The sequence below is a fragment of the Cupriavidus sp. U2 genome (genome assembly GCF_009663685.2).
Lineage (GTDB): Bacteria > Pseudomonadota > Gammaproteobacteria > Burkholderiales > Burkholderiaceae > Cupriavidus > Cupriavidus necator_C.
On record NZ_RCOG02000024.1, the window covers coordinates 1 to 17678 of the forward strand.

A 17678-nucleotide genomic window follows, 5' to 3' on the forward strand; every position below is an offset into this window, starting at 1 on the left:
TCGGCACGTCGAAGATCTTCGCGGCCTTGGCCAGGCCCACGACGTTGTTCTTCATGGTCTGGCGGTCCATCGACTGCACGCCAAAGGCCATCTGGGGCTGGTGGTCGATGATGATCAGCTGGCTGTTGCGCGGGGTCAGGACTTGCAGTTTGGCGTTCGACATGATGGGCTCCGGTATTAAAAACGATTCAATAAGTTTGAGGTTTATCGGGCGGCGCTGGCTTCGCTTCGTTCGTTTCGCTGCGTTGCTGCGCTGTCCATGTGCAGAACTATAGCGACCGCCGCCCTGCATAAAGTGGGCTATCGTCTTCATAGTTATTCAAAATTATTGAATTGAAGAATCGTCGCCGGTAGCTACCTGAAACCCACTGCGGCGGCCCACGCCCATCCCGCTTGCGCGCCCTCTGGGGGCCGCAAGTCCGAGCGTTCAGTATCGAGGGGAAATAGCGCTGGTGCGCGAGGTACCAGGCGTCACGCCCGATGTTGGTCCCTAGGGGAGGGCGCGCCGGGCCGCGCGAGGATGGGCCCGGCCGTGAGCCGGGCTGCGTTGGCTGCCGTCAGTCCAGGCGGAAGGTCCGCACGACGTCCGCAAGCGTGGCCGCCTGGCCCTGGAGCGCCGCTGCGGCGGCGGTGGACTGTTCCACCAGGGCGGCGTTCTGCTGCACCATCTGGTCGAGTTGGCTGACCGCCACGTTCACTTCCTGAATGCCGCGCGTCTGTTCGCGCGCGGCGCTGGTGATCTCGGCAATGATCTGCGTGACGCGGCCCACGTTGCCGACGATCTCGTGCATCGTTTCGCCGCTCAGCCGCACCTGGCCGGAACCGGCATTGACGCTGCCCACCGTCGATTCGATCAGCGTCTTGATTTCCTTGGCGGCCTGCGAACTGCGCTGGGCCAGCGCCCGCACTTCTCCCGCCACCACGGCAAAGCCGCGGCCCTGCTCGCCGGCGCGGGCCGCTTCCACGGCAGCGTTCAGCGCCAGGATATTGGTCTGGAACGCGATGCCCTCGATCACGCCGATGATGTCCGACACCTTCACGGCCGCGCGTTCGATGTCGCCCATCGTGTCGATGGCCCCCGCGATGGCGCTGCCGCCCTGGGTGGCCACCTGCTGCGCCTGCGTGGCCGTATCGTCGGCCTGGCGGGCCGCGCTTTCCGACTGGCCCACGGTGGCGGTGATTTCTTCCATCGACGCCGCGGTCTGTTCCAGGCTGGCGGCGGCCGATTCGGTACGGCGCGACAGATCGGCATTGCCTTCCGCAATCTCGTTGGCGGCCACGTGTACCGATTCGCTCGCGTCCCGGATCTGGCGCATCACGTGCACGAGCTTGTCGGCAAACGCATTGAAGGCTCGCGCGATCTGCGCCACCTCGTCGGTGCCCTCGGCAGGCAAACGGCGCGTGAGATCGCCATCGCCGGAACCGATCGCCACCATGGCATCGCGGATACCCGACAGCCGCCGGAACGAGACCGCTGTCACGCCTGCCACGATCAGCGCCGCCGCGCAGGCCACGATGACCAGCGAGATGAGCGATGCGATCAGCACTGACCGCATGCCGGCCGTGGCCTCGGCCTTGTCCAGCGCGATCACGGCCACCCAGTCGGTGCCGGCGATCTCGCGGCCACGCAGCAGCTTGCTGGTGCCGCTCACGCTCACGTCCAGCGGCACGGTGGCCGATACGAGCGCGCCAAGCTTGTCACCGTCCAGCGCCGGTATCAGATCGGCAATGGGCTTCAGCGTCAGCCTGTCGTCCTGATGCGCGACGATCTTGCCGTCGCGCGCCACCAGGATGCCAAAGCTGGCGGGCGTGGGATGGATCGACCGGACGTTGGCCACCACGGCATCCATGGCCACGTCGCCGCCAATCACGGCCTTGACGCCGCCGTCGCGGACCACCGGCACGGCAAATGTCACCACCAGCTTGCCACTGCTGGCCGCGATGTAGGGCGGCGTGACGATGGGCTTGCCCGCTGCCACGGCCTGCTTGTACCAGGGCCGCGCGGTGGGATCGTAGTCTGGCTTCAGGCCGGCCGCGTCAGAAAAGCGGTGGCTCTTGTCCGGATAGCCGACGTAGGTCTTGATAAAGCCGCCGGCGCTTGAAACCAGCCGCAGCGCAGGAATGGGATCGTCCTGCAGCGCGGCGTCCTGCAGCGACGCGATCATCTGCGTGTGACTGGACACCCATTCCGCAATGGCGTCCACGTGGCCGTTTTGCACGGCGGCGAGGTTGTTGTCGATGGCCTCGTTGTTATAGGCACGGGCGACAAACTGGTTGACGATGGCATTGGCTGCCAGCGCCACGATGACGATGGCCACCGATAGGGCCACGATTCGCGCGCGAAGCGAGGAAAGCATGTGATGAACTCTTCTCTCAGGTTGGCCCGGGTCCGGGCGATTGAATTGCCAACGCATTGACGGCGCGCGCGAGGCCGACTTTAGTGCGGCGCAACATAGAGGCCCCGGCATCACTTTCACCCCCTCCGAACGATCGTTCGAGGCCTGTCGGCCGCCTGCCATATCGATACAAGACACCTGCCATACAACCGAGGGAAAACCCGCTGCACTGCAGCATCGCCTTGCAATCGCAGGGCGTGCTGCCTATGCTGAACACCAGAATTAGATTTAATTTGTATCTGAGTTGAGAAGCATCTAACGCGTTACATACGCAAACGGGGCGGTCTGACATCCTCCGAGGGAGGGCCCGAAGCAGTCGGCAGCAAGCCAGGACGGGAAACGCTGCGAAGGCTCAGGAGGTGATGCAGACCGTATGGAAGTGCAACCGCGCCAATAAGCGGAGCGCCTCCAACAGCGCGCCATGCGGACAGCCAACCATCGCATCGACGCGCCAATAAGAAGTGAGCGGCCATGGCCACCATCCTTTTGCTCGAGCCACATCCATTGTTGCGTCTCGGTTTGCGCCACCTTTTGGCGCAGGCGCATGTTCCAGGCGATCTCGTCGATCTCGATCCCGCCGTCCTGCACGACCCTGATCCGTGGATACACCACGCCGATCTGCTCGTCTTCGGCCTGCCGGCCGATGCGGAACAGGGCTGGCACACGCTGGCCGAACTGTGCCGACGCCTGACCCCGTTGCGCGTGCTGGTGCTGGCCGACCAGCTCCCGGTGCCACTGCCCGAGGCCGGCATGCCCGAGGCCGTGCGCGGTCTGCTGGCCAAGACCTGTTCGGCCGATGCGCTGGAAGCTGCCATCCGGCTGGTGCTGGCGGGTGGCGAATGCTTTCCGTCCCAGTTGCCCCCGACGCGTCACGCCGAATCCGGTACCGCCGAAGCGCGCCATGATGCCGCGCCGATCGTGGTGCCGTTGCATGGCGTGCCGGCTCAACTGGGCGATGCCACAGCGCACGCTCAGGCCGTGCCGCTGGAAACGCCAGCCGCCGGCGCGCATCTGCTCAATATCACCGAACGCCAGTACGAAGTGCTGGCCCTGCTGGCGCGCGGCTATCCGGTCAAGACAGTCAGCCGGCTGCTGAACATTTCGGTGGCCACCGCCAAGACCCATGCCTGCACGCTTTACCAGCGCCTGCATGTGCGCAACAAGGGCGAGGCGGTGTACGTGGCGCTGCAACGCGGGGCCACCCTGAACTGGCCCGGCCCCACGCCGGCCAGGCCCACGCATATCCCGATGTCGTCATTGAGCGCACGGGAGGCCTGTGAGGCCGCATAAGGGAAGTCGTTGCGCGTTGCCGGCCAACGGCACGCTTCCACCATTCGCCGGCCCGCCCCTCATCCAAAAGCATGAGGCGGCGGGCTGCCGTGATTGCTAGGTTGTAAGCAGGCGCGGCGCCGGGGGCTGCCGCGGAGATCATCGAAATCTCCGGCACGCACTCCTCTTCGCCATCATTCCACAAGAATACGATGCGTCCCTCCAGGGCGTCCCGCGGGGGCACCACACCCCGCGGATACACGCGCGCAACAATGCGCGGATGGCAAATAGATGACGACCTATCTCATCGCCAGCAACGAAATGATGTGCCGTATCCTCGCCCGCAGGATGGAGGGCCAGGATATTCCGACACCGGTGCGCTGGCACGGCCCCGAATGGCTGCTCGACGACGATCCCGTCACGATGCGCATGCCGTCGATCGACAATCCCGATGCATCCGAACCGCTGCCGGACGAGCCGGTGGAAATGGCGCTCGTGGACTGCAGCGGCGTGCCGGGCGACCCGCGCGCGCTGCTGGACCGTGTGCGCGAGCGGCTCGCGCCCCGGCGCTGGCTGGTGCTGTCCGATGCGCTGGATGCCAGGCTGATGGCGCACGCCGCGCTGCTTGGTGCCAACGGATGCCTGGCGGTGCCGGCGCCGGTGGAACTGGTGTGCGCTGCCGCCACGCTGGTGTGGGCAGGCGGACAGTGTTTTCCTCGCAGCGCGCTGACGCTGCTGAGATCGCTGCCTCCGCACGGCACGCAGGCAGCGCCCACGCCAGCCCCTCACTTCATCCCTGCGGCGCGGGTAAGTCCCGATGGGACTACTGCCATCGGATGAGGGCGTCCGCGCGTTGATACGACTATGCTGGATTTGCCCACGGCCAGAAGCCGGCGCCTCGGAGAGGCCGGCCGCCGCGGGGAGCAGGGGGTCGTATGGAACACAGTCTGGATATCCTGATTGTCCGCGGGTTCGCCGTGCGCGAAGGCCGGGGCAAGTGGGCATGCTGCTATGAGATACGGCTCGCCATCATTGGCGGGCCGTTGTTGTATCGGGGCGAACTGCATGGCCGATGCTTTGCCACCGAGGATGCCGCCATCGTTGCCGCCCGTGAAATCGGCGAGCGCGAAGCAAGCCGTCACCTGGACACCGCCCGCGCGCTGTTCGTCGCGCTGACACGCACGCCGCCGCCCACCTGACACCCGTCCCCCCCGTGACAGCGACCCTGTGCGATGCGCGTCCGGTCGATCCGGCGGCTCCAAAAAAGAAGCCCGCCGACCGGGGGACCATGCGGGCTTTGAAATGGCCGCACACGTGGTGCGCGACCATTGCATGGACCATATCGAATCGTCGTGCGGGACAGTATCAACCAGAAGACGCATGGCAACCCGGCATCTCATCCCTGGGTTTGCGGGCGGCGCGCGAAGGCGGCCCCAGTGCTGGCGCGCCCGTGCGGACCACGGCCGTCGGCGCAGGGCATCCGGCACCCGCGTGCGGCCCTCATGCTTCGGGATGGAAACCGGGGGATGATCCATCAAATGATTTGGCGTACGCAGCGGGCGCAGGGGTGCTACGCTGCCGCCACGCACCTTTCCACCGCAATTTCGCGGCACCACCGAAGACCCTGATGAACGGCTGGCAACTGATCACCCACTTTGGCGAATCCGCCTTCCTGCTGCCCTGCGCGTGCTTTCTCTACGCGTGGATGCGCTGGCACGGCGCCACCGGCGTGGCGCGGCAATGGATGCTCGCGTTCACCGGCACGGCACTCGTGGTGCTGGCTTCCAAGCTCGCTTTCATGGGCTGGGGCATCGGCAGTGCATCGCTCAACTTCACGGGGTTTTCCGGCCACGCGATGATGGCGGCGTCGATCCTGCCAGTGGCCTGCTACATCGCCATGCCCGACAGGCGGCCAGGCCTGGGCCTGCTGGCCGCGCTGGGCGGTGTGCTGATGGCGCTGGCAGTGGGCGTGTCGCGGCTGGCGCTGCAAGCGCATTCGCTATCCGAGGTGGCCAGCGGCCTGACGCTTGGTTTCCTGGTCAGCCTGCCGATCGTGGTGCGGCACGGCGTGCCCCGCAGCCCACGGACGATGCTGGCGATGTGCGCCATGCTGGCCGCGCTGATGGTGTTGCCCACCGGCGGCCTGGCCGGCGCGACCGACGTGATGGTGCAGGAGCTTGCCATGTTCCTTTCGGGGCGCGATCACCTGTACCACCGCGGCGAGTGGGCGGCGCTGCCCGGGGCTGGCATGCGCGCCGCCAGCGATTTCCGGCACGCGTCCCGGTAGGCCGCCGAAGCCGCCCCGGACCTGTGTGCGCCGCCCAACAGACGTTGTCGACCCGCTGCGCAACCATGACCCGAAACAGCTTCCCGCGAGGGGCATGGGGTGGTCATGGCGTCGAACTGGAATGTGGCAGCCGAGCGTAATTCGGCGCTTCACTATCTCTACAGACTCTGCGATGCGCTGCTGATTGCCGCGGCAGGCATCGGCATGGGCGCGATCTACTTTCCGGGCGGCATCCGCGAGGCGGCGCCCGTCAACGGCTTTCTGACGATGCTGTGCGCGCTGGGCGCGCTGGTTGTGTTTCCGGCGTTCGGCCTCTACGAATCCTGGCGCGGCCGCAGCCAGGCCGTGCTGGCGTTGCGGGCCTGCGCCGCGTGGGCGACGGTGTTCCTGACCGGCCTGATGGGCGCGTTCCTGATCCACCAGATCGCCGCGGTGTCGCGTGTCTGGTCGCTGGGCTGGTTCATCAGCTCCATGGTGCTGCTGCTGGTGTCGCGCGCCATCATGTTCCGCATGCTTGCCAACGTCCGCGAGCAGGGCATCAACGCCAAGCGCGTCGTGATCTGCGGGTATGGGCCGCTGGGCCGCGAGATGTTCCTGCGCGTGCAGCAGATTCGCGCCGCCGGCTATCGCGTGGTGGGCATCTACGACGAAGACGGCCAGAACATCCCGGCCGGCGTCGAGCCGCTGCGCACCATGGACCAAGTCAGCGCGATGGTGCGCAGCCAGGGCGTGCGCGAGATCTGGCTCACGCTGCCGATGGCTGCCTGCCGCGACCTGTCCGACGTGGTGCGCCAGTTCCGCAACGAACTGATCGACATCCGCTGGGTGCCCGATGTGGCGTCGGTCGAACTGCTGGGGCACAGGTTCACCGACTTCATGGGTCTGCCCGTGATCGACCTGAACAGCCCGCCGGTATCGGGCGTGACCGGCATCGTCAAGGCGAGCTTCGACCGCGTGTTCGCGCTGGCCGTGATACTCGGCCTGAGCCCGGTGCTGCTGCTGATCGCGCTGATGGTCAAGCTGTCGTCGCCGGGGCCGGTGCTGTTCCGCCAGAAGCGGCTGGGCATCGACGGGCAGCCGTTCAGCGTCTACAAGTTCCGCACCATGCGCATGCACCAGGACCACGGCGTGACGCAGGCTACCCGCGACGACCCGCGCGTGACCCGCATCGGCGCTTTCCTGCGCCGCACCAGCCTGGACGAGCTGCCGCAGTTCTTGAATGTGCTGCGCGGCGAGATGTCGGTGGTGGGACCGCGCCCGCACGCGATGGAGCACAACGAGATCTACAAGGAACTGATCGATCGCTACATGCTGCGCCATCGCGTGAAGCCTGGCATCACGGGCTGGGCGCAGATCAACGGCCTGCGCGGACAGACCGACACGATCGACAAGATGCGCAAGCGCATCGAGTTCGACATCTATTACATCCAGCACTGGTCGTTCCAGCTGGACCTTCGGATCATCCTGCGTACGGCCCTGCACGGCTGGACGGGCACGGCCGCCTACTGAGCGCCGCACAACGGCGTCCGGTTGGTGCGACATCGCACCGAGCCCGACGTCCAAAACATCTGGAATGGAGGCCGCATCAAGCCTTCCGAATCGGAGACTTCGAATGAAAACGACAATCCGCAACATCCTGGGAGAAGTGGCCCGCCTCGACGTGCCGCTGGCCACGCTGGCCGATAACGACGACCTGTACGCAGCAGGCCTGTCGTCGCTGGCCACCGTGCATGTGATGCTGGCGCTGGAAAATGCGTTCGATATCGAGATTCCGGATCAAATGCTGACGCGTCAGCTCTTCCGCAGCGTCGATTCGCTTGCGGCGGCAGTGGAAACCATTCGCCGGCAGCAGGAGGCAGCATGAGCACCGCCAAGGTCGCGCTGGCGCATGCCAACCCGGCAGGGGGCAGCGCCATGGCTGGCGACGAACTGATCGCGGCCGCCCGCGAGGTCGCCGCGGTGGCGCAGCGATTTGCCGACGCCGTGGACCACGAGGCGCGCTTTCCGCACGAGGCCTTCGACGTGCTGCGCCAGAAGGGCCTGCTCGGCGCGATGGTGCCGGCGGTGCTGGGCGGCAGCGGGGCGCCGCTGGCCACCATTGCGGCCATTTGCCGGGTGCTGGGCGAGACGTGCGCATCCACCGGCATGATCTACGCGATGCACCAGATCCAGGTGGCCTGCCTGCTCGAACATGGCACGGGCAGCCCGTGGCATCAGCAGATGCTGGCGCGCGTGGCGGGAGAACAACTGCTGCTGGCCTCCGCCACGTCCGAGGAAGCCATTGGCGGCGCGTTACGCAGCAGCGGCTGCGCGGTCAACGTGGAAGGCGACCGCTTTCATCTGTTGAAGATGGCGCCGACGATCTCCTATGGGGCGCACGCCGACGGCATCCTGATCACCGCCCGGCGCCACGCCGATGCATCGCCGTCGGACCAGGTGCTGGTCTGCGCGCTGAAGGGCGACTACACGCTGCAGAGCCTGAACGTGTGGGACACGCTGGGCATGCGCGGCACGTGCAGCAACGGATTCCGGCTCGAGGCCACCGGCCAGGTGGATCAGGTGCTGCCAGTGCCGTTCGGCGAGATCGCGGACGCCACCATGACGCCGGTGTCGCACATCCTGTGGAGCGCGCTGTGGCTGGGCATCTCCAGCGACGCCGTGTCGCGGGCCAAGACCTTCTTCCAGGGCCAGGCGCGTGCACGGCCAGGGCAGTTGCCGCCATCGGCGCTGCGCGTGGCCGAGGCGGTGAGCCAGCTGCAGATGATGGAAGCCCGTGTCGACATGGCGCTGGAGCGCCAGCGCGCGCGCCACGCCGGCGCTTCGGTCTCGGCCGCCTTCGCGCTGGCGGCCGAGATGAACAGCCTGAAGACTGCCATGTCGACGATGGCGCTCGATGTCGTGCAGCAGGCGCTGCTGGTCTGTGGCATGGCTGGCTACAAGCACGGCACGCCGTTCAGCCTGGGCCGCCACCTGCGCGACCTGTGGTCGGCGCCGCTGATGATCAACAACGATCGCATCCAGACCAATACGGCCAATCTGTTGCTGGCCGACCGTTCGTAAGGAGCCATCGATGGATGCCCACGCACTGACCGACGCCGTCGCGGGAGGCGGCGCCGGCGGACTGACCGCCGCACCCACCTATCTCCAGCAGTTGCTGGCTGCCGGCCTGCTGATCGAAACCGGCGTCAAGGGCCTGTATGGCCGCAGCGCGCAGTTCGAGGCGATTGCCGACGGCCTGAACCTCGCCATCACGCGGATCGGCGCCGACCAGCGCGCCGAAGTGCTGCGCTTTCCGCCCGCGCTGGGGCAGCAGGATTTCGAAGCCAGCGAATACCTGAAGAACTTTCCGCAACTGGCCGGCACGATTCACAGCTTCTGCGGCGACGACCGCGCGCACCGCCGGCTGCTGGCGCGCCTGGAAGACAAGGAAGACTGGACCGACCAGCAGGAATTCACGGGCGTGGTGCTGACGCCGGCCGCCTGCTATCCGATCTATCCGGTCGTGGCCAGACGCGGGCCGCTGCCGCCCGACGGCAAGGTGGTGGACGTGCTGTCGTATTGCTACCGGCACGAGCCGTCGCTGGAGCCGACGCGCATGCAGTTGTTCCGGCAGCGCGAGTACGTATGCCTGGGGTCGGCCGAGCGCATCGTGGCGTTCCGCCAGCTGTGGATGGAGCGCGGTCAGGCACTGGCCGAGGCACTGCAGTTGCCCGTGGAAGTGGATGTGGCCAACGACCCGTTCTTCGGCCGCGGCGGCAAGATCGTGGCAGACAGCCAGCGCGAGCTGAAGCTCAAGTTCGAACTGCTGATTCCGGTCAACGATGGCGCGCCACCCACCGCGTGCATGAGTTTCAACTACCACATGGACCATTTCGGAGCGCTGTGGCACATCGGCCTGGCCGATGGCGGTGTGGCCCACACGGGCTGCGTGGGCTTCGGCATCGAGCGGCTGACGCTGGCTCTGCTCAAGCACCACGGACTGAACCCGGCACAGTGGCCGCAAGCGGTGCGCGAGACGCTGGGAGGCGTGTAAATGTACGGAGACGGCAAGGCGGTACGCGCGCGCGGCGGCGCGCATGCGCTGCACGGTGGCAATCCGGTGTGGTCGCATGCGAACCGCCATATCGACCTGTGGGTCGAACTGTTGCATGGATGGGACTTCGAACCCATTGCCGCCTTGCCGTTCACCGTCACGCTCGACTTCGAAGGCGACCAGTTCACGTCCTCGAACATCCCGTCGATAGACCTGGAGCGCCTGTACGGCATCGTCAAGGACGAACTGTCGACCTACGGCCGGCTGGAATCGCATGTGGCCGCGCAGACCAATCGCGGCAACGCGGTACTGCTGGAGGTGGACAGCTTCCAGCTGCCGCAGCCGGCGGGCGCCTATCGCCGGCAGCACGCGCGGGCGTGCATCGCCATCGACGTACTGGTGCCTGAGGCCACTGCGGTGGGCTACTACCACCATGACGGCTATCACACGGCGAGCGGCGACGACTACCTGGCCATCTTCCGCATGCCGGCTCATGAAACGATGTGGGGCGTGGCCACCTTTCCGCAAGCCGAGGTGGTGCGCCGGCGCTTTCCGGGGCTGACCGACGATGCGCTGCAGCGCGCGTCGCTGGATCTGCTGCGCGGCCATCTGGCGCGGCGCCCGCGAGAGAATCCGATCCAGGCGTTCCGGGCCGCGTTTCCGGCGCATCTGGAACAACTGATGGCGCGCGGCGAGCCCAACTTCCAGATCTACGCGGCCAGCGTGCTGCGCCAGCTTGGCGCGAACTTCGAGCTGCTGGGCCGCTATGTACGGTGGCTGGTCATGCACGGAGAGACCTTGCCCGACTCCGTGGCCGAGGCGTGCTACACGATGGCGTCCGAGGCCATGGTGATGCAGTTCCGCCTGATGCGGGCGGTGATCAGCCACAAGGCCGACAGCTGCGAGGACTGCCTGGAGCAGCTCGAGCTGGCCTATCAGGGCACGGTTCCGGCGCTGGCGGCCCACTTCGGAGAAACCGTCACATGACCGCTCGCGATCCGGAACCGGCTCTCCTGCCCATCTTGCGGCCCGGTGTGGCCGTGGGCCGGGCGCGTCTGGAAGGCGACTGGACCTTCCTCGAAACCTTCGCCAACGCCGCCGCTCATCCGGGCGAACTGTCGGAGACCGGGCACTGGCTGCCCGCAACGGTGCCAGGTACGGTGGCCAGCGCGCTGGGCGCGGCCGGCCGCTGGGACGATGCATCGCCGCCACCGCTGCACCAGCACGACTACTGGTATCGGCTGCATTTCGCGGGCAGCGGCCGCCGCCTGCTGCGCTTCAACGGCCTGGCGACGATTGCCGAGGTCTGGCTCAACGGCCGGCACGTACTGACCACGCGCCACATGTTCGCCGCGCACCAGGTGGAGGTGGAGCTGGCCGGCGACGACAACGTGCTCCATATCTGTTTTCGCGCGCTGTATCCGTGGCTGCGCACGCAGCGCGGGCCCGTACGCTGGAAGCCGCGCATGATCCAGCCGCCGTCGCTGCGGACCGTGCGTACCACGCTGCTCGGGCACATGCCCGGCTGGTGCCCGCCGGTGCACGCGGTGGGGCCGTGGCGCGACATCGAATTGCTGGACCCGCTCGGTACCGATCCCACGCATGGCGTACGCGCCGAGATGTCGGGGCGGATCGACGGCACCGAGGGCGTGGTGGACCTGCAGCTCCATTTTCCGGGCGCCGCGCCGGGGCACGGTGCGTTCTCGGCCATCGGCCCCGACCATGCCATCTGGCGTGGCGATCTGCATCGCACCGGCCCGCACACGCTGGCGGGCACGCTGCGCGTACCCGACGCACGGCGCTGGTGGCCGCATACCCACGGCGACCCGGCACTGTATCGCGTGGACGCGAGCATGGACGGCCACGTCCTGGCCTGCGGCAATGTCGGCTTCCGCACGATTACCGAGGACCGCGATGGCGAGCCGGGCGCGTTCGGGCTGCGCGTCAACGGCGAGCGCGTGTTCTGCCGGGGCGCGTGCGTGTCCAGCCACGACCTGCCCGGCCTGGCGGACACCGACGAGGCCGTGGCCCGCTGGCTGCGGCTGGCGCGCGACGCCGGGGCCAACATGGTGCGCGTCAGCGGCGTGACCTGTTACCCGGGGGAATCGTTCTATCGGCAGTGCGACGCACTGGGCCTGCTGGTGTGGCAGGACTTCATGTTCGCCAACTTCGACTATGGCGGCGACACCGGGGCGGCGTGGATGGATGATGCGCGGCGCGAAGTCTCGCAATGGCTCGCGTCGTCTGGCGCCCACCCCAGCCTGGCCGTGCTGTGCGGCGGCAGCGAGGCCGAACAGCAGGCGGCGATGATGGGCGTGCCGCGCGGCGCATGGCGCCAGCCGCTGTTCGACACACTGATTCCGGGGCTGGTGGCCGAGCATCGGCCCGATGTGATCTACGTGCGCAATTCGCCCAGCGAAGGCGCCTGGCCGTTCCAGGCCGATACCGGCGTATCGCACTACTACGGCGTGGGCGCCTACCAGCGTCCGCTCAGCGATGCGCGCCTGGCCAATGTCCGTTTCACCTCGGAATGCCTGGCCTTTGCCAACGTGCCGTGCACGCGCACGCTGGCCGACGCGGCCATGTCGCAGCCATACCACGATCCGCGCTGGAAGGCCCGTGTGCCGCGCGATGCCGGCGCCGGCTGGGATTTCGAGGATATCCGCGACTTCTACCTGCGCGCGCTGTTCGACGTCGATCCGCCGCGCCTGCGGTACGAACGGCCAGCGCGCTACCTGCAGCTGTCGCGCGCCGTGGTGGCCGAGATCATGACCGACGTGTTCGGCGAATGGCGCCGCGCCGGCTCGACCTGTCGGGGCGGGCTGGTCTGGCAGTTGCAGGATCTGCTGCCCGGTGCGGGATGGGGCATCGTCGATGCCTATGCGCGGCCCAAATCGGCCTGGCATGCGCTGCGCCAGGTCTGGCAGCCGCTGCAGGTCATCCTGACGGATGAGGGGCTCAACGGGCTCCACATCCATCTGGTCAACGAGACCGCGGCCCCGCGCACGGTGCGGCTGGCACTGCGTTGCCTGCGCGACGGCGAGGCCGTGGTCGCCCAGGCCGACCAGACGCTGACGCTGGCGCCCCGCGAGACCCGGCGTCTGGTGGCGGCGGAACTTCTCGATCACTTTTTCGATTTCACCTACGCGTACCGGTTCGGACCGCCCGCGCACGACGTGGTGCTGGCCACGCTGCACGAAGCGTCGCCCGATGCCGGTGCCGACCCGCCGGCGAGCCTCTTGCTGAGCCAGTCGGCGTACCTGCCGGACCGCCGCGCCGACGCGCTGCTGGACCCGGGCCTCGCCGCCAGCGTGGCGTGCGAGGACGGCGTCTGGTGGCTGACCGTCAGCGCCCGCCGCTTTGCGCGGTGGGTCCATGTCGACGATTACGCCTGGTTGCCTGAAACCAACTGGTTCCACCTGGGGCCCGGGGAGTCGCGCCGTATCCGCCTGATGCACGATGGGGCGGATGCTACCCGGGCGGGAGCCATCCCTTCGGGTGAAGTATCTGCCTTAAACGCGTCTCGCTCCGTCAGCTACGACGGCTGAACTCATCCTTCTCCACCTGCCCGCCAGGCCGCTTCTGGCGCGGCAGGACACATTTCCCCCCTCCTGCCGGATGGTATGCACGCCCGTGCAGCCGCCGCCACGCCTCCCCCGTTTTCCTACATCCAACCTACCCATGGATGACGCCCTGACCTATCCGTCTGCCTACTGTCAGTTCTGTGCTCCATGGCACTTAATACAGCCAACAACGAAGACGAAACCGGAGCACCCACGGCAACACGCTCCGGCAGGGTTCACGGGTGGCGGCCTCAGGGCCGCCGGGCATTCGCCAGCAAGCTTGCTAATAGAAAAGCGGAGCGGCGATGTCGGGTCACGCGTCTCGCAGGTACTGCGGCGTTCCGACGTCATTGCTCCGGGGTCACACGGAGGAAGAAATGATTACGCAACGGTCGGACCTGCATGTCAATCATCTGCTCAATGCACTCCCGCGTCGTGAATGGGACGCGTTGTCGCGCCACTTCGAACTCGTCCGCCTGCGTGCAGGGGAGCTGCTGACCGACTCGGGCCAGCGCATCGTCCACGTGTACTTTCCCACCACGTCGGTCGTCTCGCTGCTGTCGTTGCTGGAAGACGGCGCCACGGTGGAATTCGCCGCGGTTGGGAACGAAGGGCTGGTGGGCATCCCCGTGGTGACCGGCGGCGACACGATGCCGAGCCGCGTGGAAGTGCGCAGCCCCGGCTTCGCCTACCGCATTCCGGCGCGTGTGCTGCGTGCGGAGCTGGCCCAGCTGCCGGCGCTGCAGCGCGTGACGCTGCTCTATGTGCAGGCCGTGCTCACGCAGATCGCGCAGACGGCTGCCTGCAACCGCCATCACTCCCTGAACAAGCAGCTGTGCCGCTGGCTGCTGCTGGCCATCGACCGCATGAACTCGAACGAACTGGTGATCACGCAGCAGGTCATCGCCAACATGCTCGGCGTACGCCGCGAGGGCGTCACGGAAGCGGCCGGCAAGCTGGAAGACCTGGGCCTGATCCACCACAGCCGCGGCCATATCACCGTGCTGGACCGCTGCGGCCTGGAGCATCATTCCTGCGAGTGCTACAAGCTGGTCAAGCGCGAATACGATCGCCTGCTGCCGGCCCTCGCGCTGGCACAGGTCTGACCGCGGCGCCAATGCCGCATGCACCGGATGCCGCTCGCCGCGTGGCGATGGCGTCCAGTGCTTGTGGCATGCCCTGGCGGGCTTCAGCCGTGCGCGGGATCCGTGCTGCCGAACGACGACACCAGGCCCGCCATCGTCATGTCGTAGGCCGATTCGAGCGTGTCGAGACACTCGGTGCAGGGGTCGGGCCGCGCGCGTGCCGCGGCGCGCGCCAGGCGGAACTGCAGCACCTTGCATTCGGCCGCGATGGTGCCGGGCAGTGCGCGCAGGGCCGCCGGGACGCGGTAGCCATGCTCGTCGAGCCAGTTCAGGCAATGCTGCAGCATCTCGAAGTTCGCGCCGAGCTGGCGGGGGAGATTGAAGCCGTAGTGGTGGAAGTACGCGTCGCCACGCGTGAGGATCTTGTCGACGTGCGCGGGAAACTCGGCACGCCACCGCACGATGGGACTTTGGGCCGGGCGCCGGCCCAGGTGTCTGCGCATCAGCCGTGCCACCGCGTTGGCCAGCTCGCGTCCCTGCAGCGCCGGACGCACGCGCGCGGCGGACTCGACGTACGGGAACAGGATATTGCCGTTGTCGCGCAGGTCTGGCGTGAGCCGCATCAGGCCGCGATAGTCGTCGCCTTCGACGGTGTAGTGGCCCAGGCCGTGATAGTAGGACAGGGTTTGCCGCGCCGTGTCGATGTCGTCGATCGCCACTGTCGTCTTCACGTGATTCGCACGGTAGGCCGTGGCGCGCGTGTCGGGCAGGTAGAAGCTGTCCACCTCCACCAGCATGGTCTTGCCGCGCGAAACCTGCTCGGCCACGTGCGCTTCGAGCGTGTCGTAGACGGCGCACTCCTGCACCACCGTGCCATACAGCTGTTCGAGATCGGCCTGCGGATACTTGAAGAAGGTGAAATGGTCGCCCTCGAAATCCTGTGCCACGGTGAATGGCAGCGCCGCGCGCGGGTCGAGGTGCCAGCCATACAGCAGTTCGATCCACAGGTCCATGTAGCAGTTCGATTCCGGCCAGATCGCCAATTCGCCATGCAGCAGGCGCTGGGGCGCCACGATGGGGCGTGCGGCCGCCGGTTCGGGCGTCGCCGACTCCGGGGCATTCGCTGTGCTTTGAACCATCTGTTTCAGTTCTCCGGGTTGGGGCGGCAACGGCGGCAGGCCGGCCATGCGAGAAGCGCGGTCCACCGAATTGGAGCCGTTCGGACCGGGCAAATCGGTACGTTTTCCAACAAAGCCGGCGTTGTCGGGCAACGCGTACGGTGGCGCGTCGAGCATGTGCGGAATCGAACAGAGCCGTGCCAGAGCAGCTTCCTACACTGGCTCCATCCACTCTGGCGCGTAGCGTCGATGCTTGCCCGAGGCGTCTGTCGCGACAGCACAGGTTGCCCGGGTCATCCCGGATCCGAGCCGAAAACGGACAGTCCCAAGCAGGAGGCATGATGAGAATTCCGACCCGAGGGAGCAATGTTCCCTCCGCCCCCGTCCCCACCATGGTGGAAGCCGCCAGTCAGGGAGCCTCCGCGGCGCCGGCGCGGCTGGCCGCGATCCAGCCGGTCATCCTGGCGGGCGGCGCCGGTACCCGGCTCTGGCCGTTGTCGCGCGAGCAGCATCCCAAGCAGTTGCTGAACCTGGTGGCGGAGAACACCCTGCTGGAAGCTACCGCACGCCGTCTCGAAGGCATCGCGTTGATGGCGGGACGGCCGTCGGGCGTCGAGGCGCCACAGATCGTCGTCTGCGGCGAGGAGCATCGCTTCATGATCGCGGCGATGATGAAACGCTCGGGCAAGCCGGCGCACATCGTGGCCGAACCCTGCGGACGCAACACCGCGCCCGCACTGACCATGGCTGCGCTGCATGCCATCGCGAATGCCGGCGAAGCGGGCGACGTCGTGATGGTGGCCACGCCGGCGGATCATGCGGTGCTCGACACCGAGGCGTTCCGCGCCGCACTGGCCGTCGCCGTGCGCCATGCCGACCGTGGCGCGATCGTGACGCTCGGCGTGCGGCCCAGCACGCCGGAAACCGGCTTTGGCTACATCCGCACGGGCAAGCTGTCGCAGGAAGGCGCGCTGACGCTGGAGCGCTTCGTTGAGAAGCCGCACCTGGAACTGGCCACCGCCTATGTGGAGTCGGGCGACTACTGGTGGAACAGCGGCGTCTACGTGGTGCGGGCCTCGGTATGGCTGCGCGCGCTGGCGCAACTGCAGCCCGACATGATGCGCCAATGCCAGGCGGCCTACGACCAGGCGCAACGCGCGGCCAAGGGCGATGCGCTGTGCCTGTGCAAGGAAGCCTTCGAGGCCTGCCCGTCCGATTCCATCGACTATGCGGTCATGGAGAAGATCGAGGCGCTGCCCGACGTGCCGGCCATGCTGGTGCCGATGGACCCCGGCTGGTCCGACGTGGGATCGTGGGCAGCGATCTGGGACATCGCCGAGAAGGATGCTTCGGGCAACGTGGCGCGCGGGCGTGTGGTGTTCGACGGCGCCTCGTCGTGCCTGGCGCATTCCGAAGGCCGCCTGATCGCCTGCGTGGGCGTGCAGGACGTGGTGGTGGTGGAGACGGCCGACGCGGTGCTGGTGGTCGACAAGGCGCACGTCCAGGACGTGAAGAACGTGGTGCAGCGCCTGCGTGCCGAGCATGGCAGCGAGGTGGTGAACCATCGCAAGGTGCAGCGGCCGTGGGGCTGCTACGACTCGATCGATCACGGCGACCGTTTCCAGGTCAAGCGGATCGTGGTCGAGCCGGGCGCCAGCCTGTCGCTGCAGATGCACTACCACCGCGCCGAGCACTGGGTCGTGGTGCGCGGCACCGCGCGCGTGACCTGTGGCGATACGGTGAGCATCCTGTCGGAGAACCAGTCCACGTATATCCCCATCGGCACGCAGCACCGGCTGGAGAACCCGGGCAAGACGCCGCTGGAGATCATCGAGGTGCAATCGGGTTCGTATCTGGGCGAGGACGACATCGTACGGTTCGATGACAACTACGGGCGCAAGTAGCGTTGCGCGCCGGCAGGCGCCGG

General features: G+C 67.2%; 14 protein-coding genes and 1 pseudogene. 12 read left to right on the forward strand and 3 right to left on the reverse strand.

Annotated elements, in window-relative coordinates:
* Nucleotides 1-163: pseudogene (locus D9X30_RS17595) on the reverse strand (hydrolase); the annotation flags it as partial.
* A gap of 394 nt (nt 164-557) precedes the next feature.
* Nucleotides 558-2357 (reverse strand): methyl-accepting chemotaxis protein, encoded by a 1800-nt coding sequence (locus D9X30_RS17600; protein WP_153948713.1) that lies wholly within the window; start codon nt 2355-2357, stop codon nt 558-560.
* Between the two features lie 510 nt (nt 2358-2867).
* Between D9X30_RS17600 and D9X30_RS17605 the strand changes: the two genes are divergently transcribed.
* The 11 genes from D9X30_RS17605 to D9X30_RS17655 all read left to right on the forward strand — a co-directional run bounded on the left by D9X30_RS17605 (nt 2868) and on the right by D9X30_RS17655 (nt 14654).
* Nucleotides 2868-3686, forward strand: a complete 819-nt coding sequence (locus D9X30_RS17605; RefSeq protein ID WP_153948712.1) for a helix-turn-helix transcriptional regulator — start codon at nt 2868-2870, stop codon at nt 3684-3686.
* 270 nt (nt 3687-3956) lie between these two features.
* Nucleotides 3957-4505 (forward strand): response regulator transcription factor, encoded by a 549-nt coding sequence (locus tag D9X30_RS17610; protein ID WP_153948711.1) that lies wholly within the window; start codon nt 3957-3959, stop codon nt 4503-4505.
* 95 nt (nt 4506-4600) lie between these two features.
* Nucleotides 4601-4864: a hypothetical protein gene (locus D9X30_RS17615; protein ID WP_153948710.1), complete on the forward strand. Its 264-nt coding sequence runs from the start codon at nt 4601-4603 to the stop codon at nt 4862-4864.
* 428 nt (nt 4865-5292) lie between these two features.
* Nucleotides 5293-5952 (forward strand): phosphatase PAP2 family protein, encoded by a 660-nt coding sequence (locus tag D9X30_RS17620; protein WP_153948709.1) that lies wholly within the window; start codon nt 5293-5295, stop codon nt 5950-5952.
* 105 nt (nt 5953-6057) lie between these two features.
* Nucleotides 6058-7461, forward strand: a complete 1404-nt coding sequence (locus tag D9X30_RS17625; RefSeq protein WP_153948708.1) for an undecaprenyl-phosphate glucose phosphotransferase — start codon at nt 6058-6060, stop codon at nt 7459-7461.
* A 103-nt stretch (nt 7462-7564) separates the two neighbouring features.
* Entirely contained in the window at nt 7565-7816 is a 252-nt protein-coding gene (locus D9X30_RS17630; RefSeq protein WP_092603394.1) for an acyl carrier protein, read from the forward strand.
* Nucleotides 7813-9012 (forward strand): acyl-CoA dehydrogenase family protein, encoded by a 1200-nt coding sequence (locus D9X30_RS17635; RefSeq protein ID WP_153948707.1) that lies wholly within the window; start codon nt 7813-7815, stop codon nt 9010-9012. Before D9X30_RS17630 ends, D9X30_RS17635 begins: the two co-directional genes overlap by 4 nt.
* A gap of 10 nt (nt 9013-9022) precedes the next feature.
* Nucleotides 9023-9985, forward strand: coding sequence for an amino acid--[acyl-carrier-protein] ligase (locus D9X30_RS17640; RefSeq protein ID WP_153948706.1), 963 nt, complete (start codon nt 9023-9025; stop codon nt 9983-9985).
* Nucleotides 9986-10972, forward strand: coding sequence for a DUF1839 family protein (locus D9X30_RS17645; protein WP_153948705.1), 987 nt, complete (start codon nt 9986-9988; stop codon nt 10970-10972).
* Complete coding sequence (locus D9X30_RS17650; RefSeq protein ID WP_153948704.1) at nt 10969-13533, forward strand: glycoside hydrolase family 2 protein; 2565 nt, start codon at nt 10969-10971, stop codon at nt 13531-13533. Before D9X30_RS17645 ends, D9X30_RS17650 begins: the two co-directional genes overlap by 4 nt.
* Before the next feature lie 392 nt (nt 13534-13925).
* Nucleotides 13926-14654 (forward strand): Crp/Fnr family transcriptional regulator, encoded by a 729-nt coding sequence (locus D9X30_RS17655; RefSeq protein WP_153948703.1) that lies wholly within the window; start codon nt 13926-13928, stop codon nt 14652-14654.
* Between the two features lie 83 nt (nt 14655-14737).
* Here the strand turns inward: D9X30_RS17655 and D9X30_RS17660 are convergent, their stop codons facing one another.
* Entirely contained in the window at nt 14738-15772 is a 1035-nt protein-coding gene (locus D9X30_RS17660; protein ID WP_153948731.1) for a DUF1839 family protein, read from the reverse strand.
* A 320-nt stretch (nt 15773-16092) separates the two neighbouring features.
* On the opposite strand from D9X30_RS17660, the gene D9X30_RS17665 reads away from it, so the two are divergent.
* Nucleotides 16093-17655, forward strand: a complete 1563-nt coding sequence (locus D9X30_RS17665; RefSeq protein WP_502799649.1) for a mannose-1-phosphate guanylyltransferase/mannose-6-phosphate isomerase — start codon at nt 16093-16095, stop codon at nt 17653-17655.
* Nucleotides 17656-17678 lie beyond the last annotated feature (23 nt).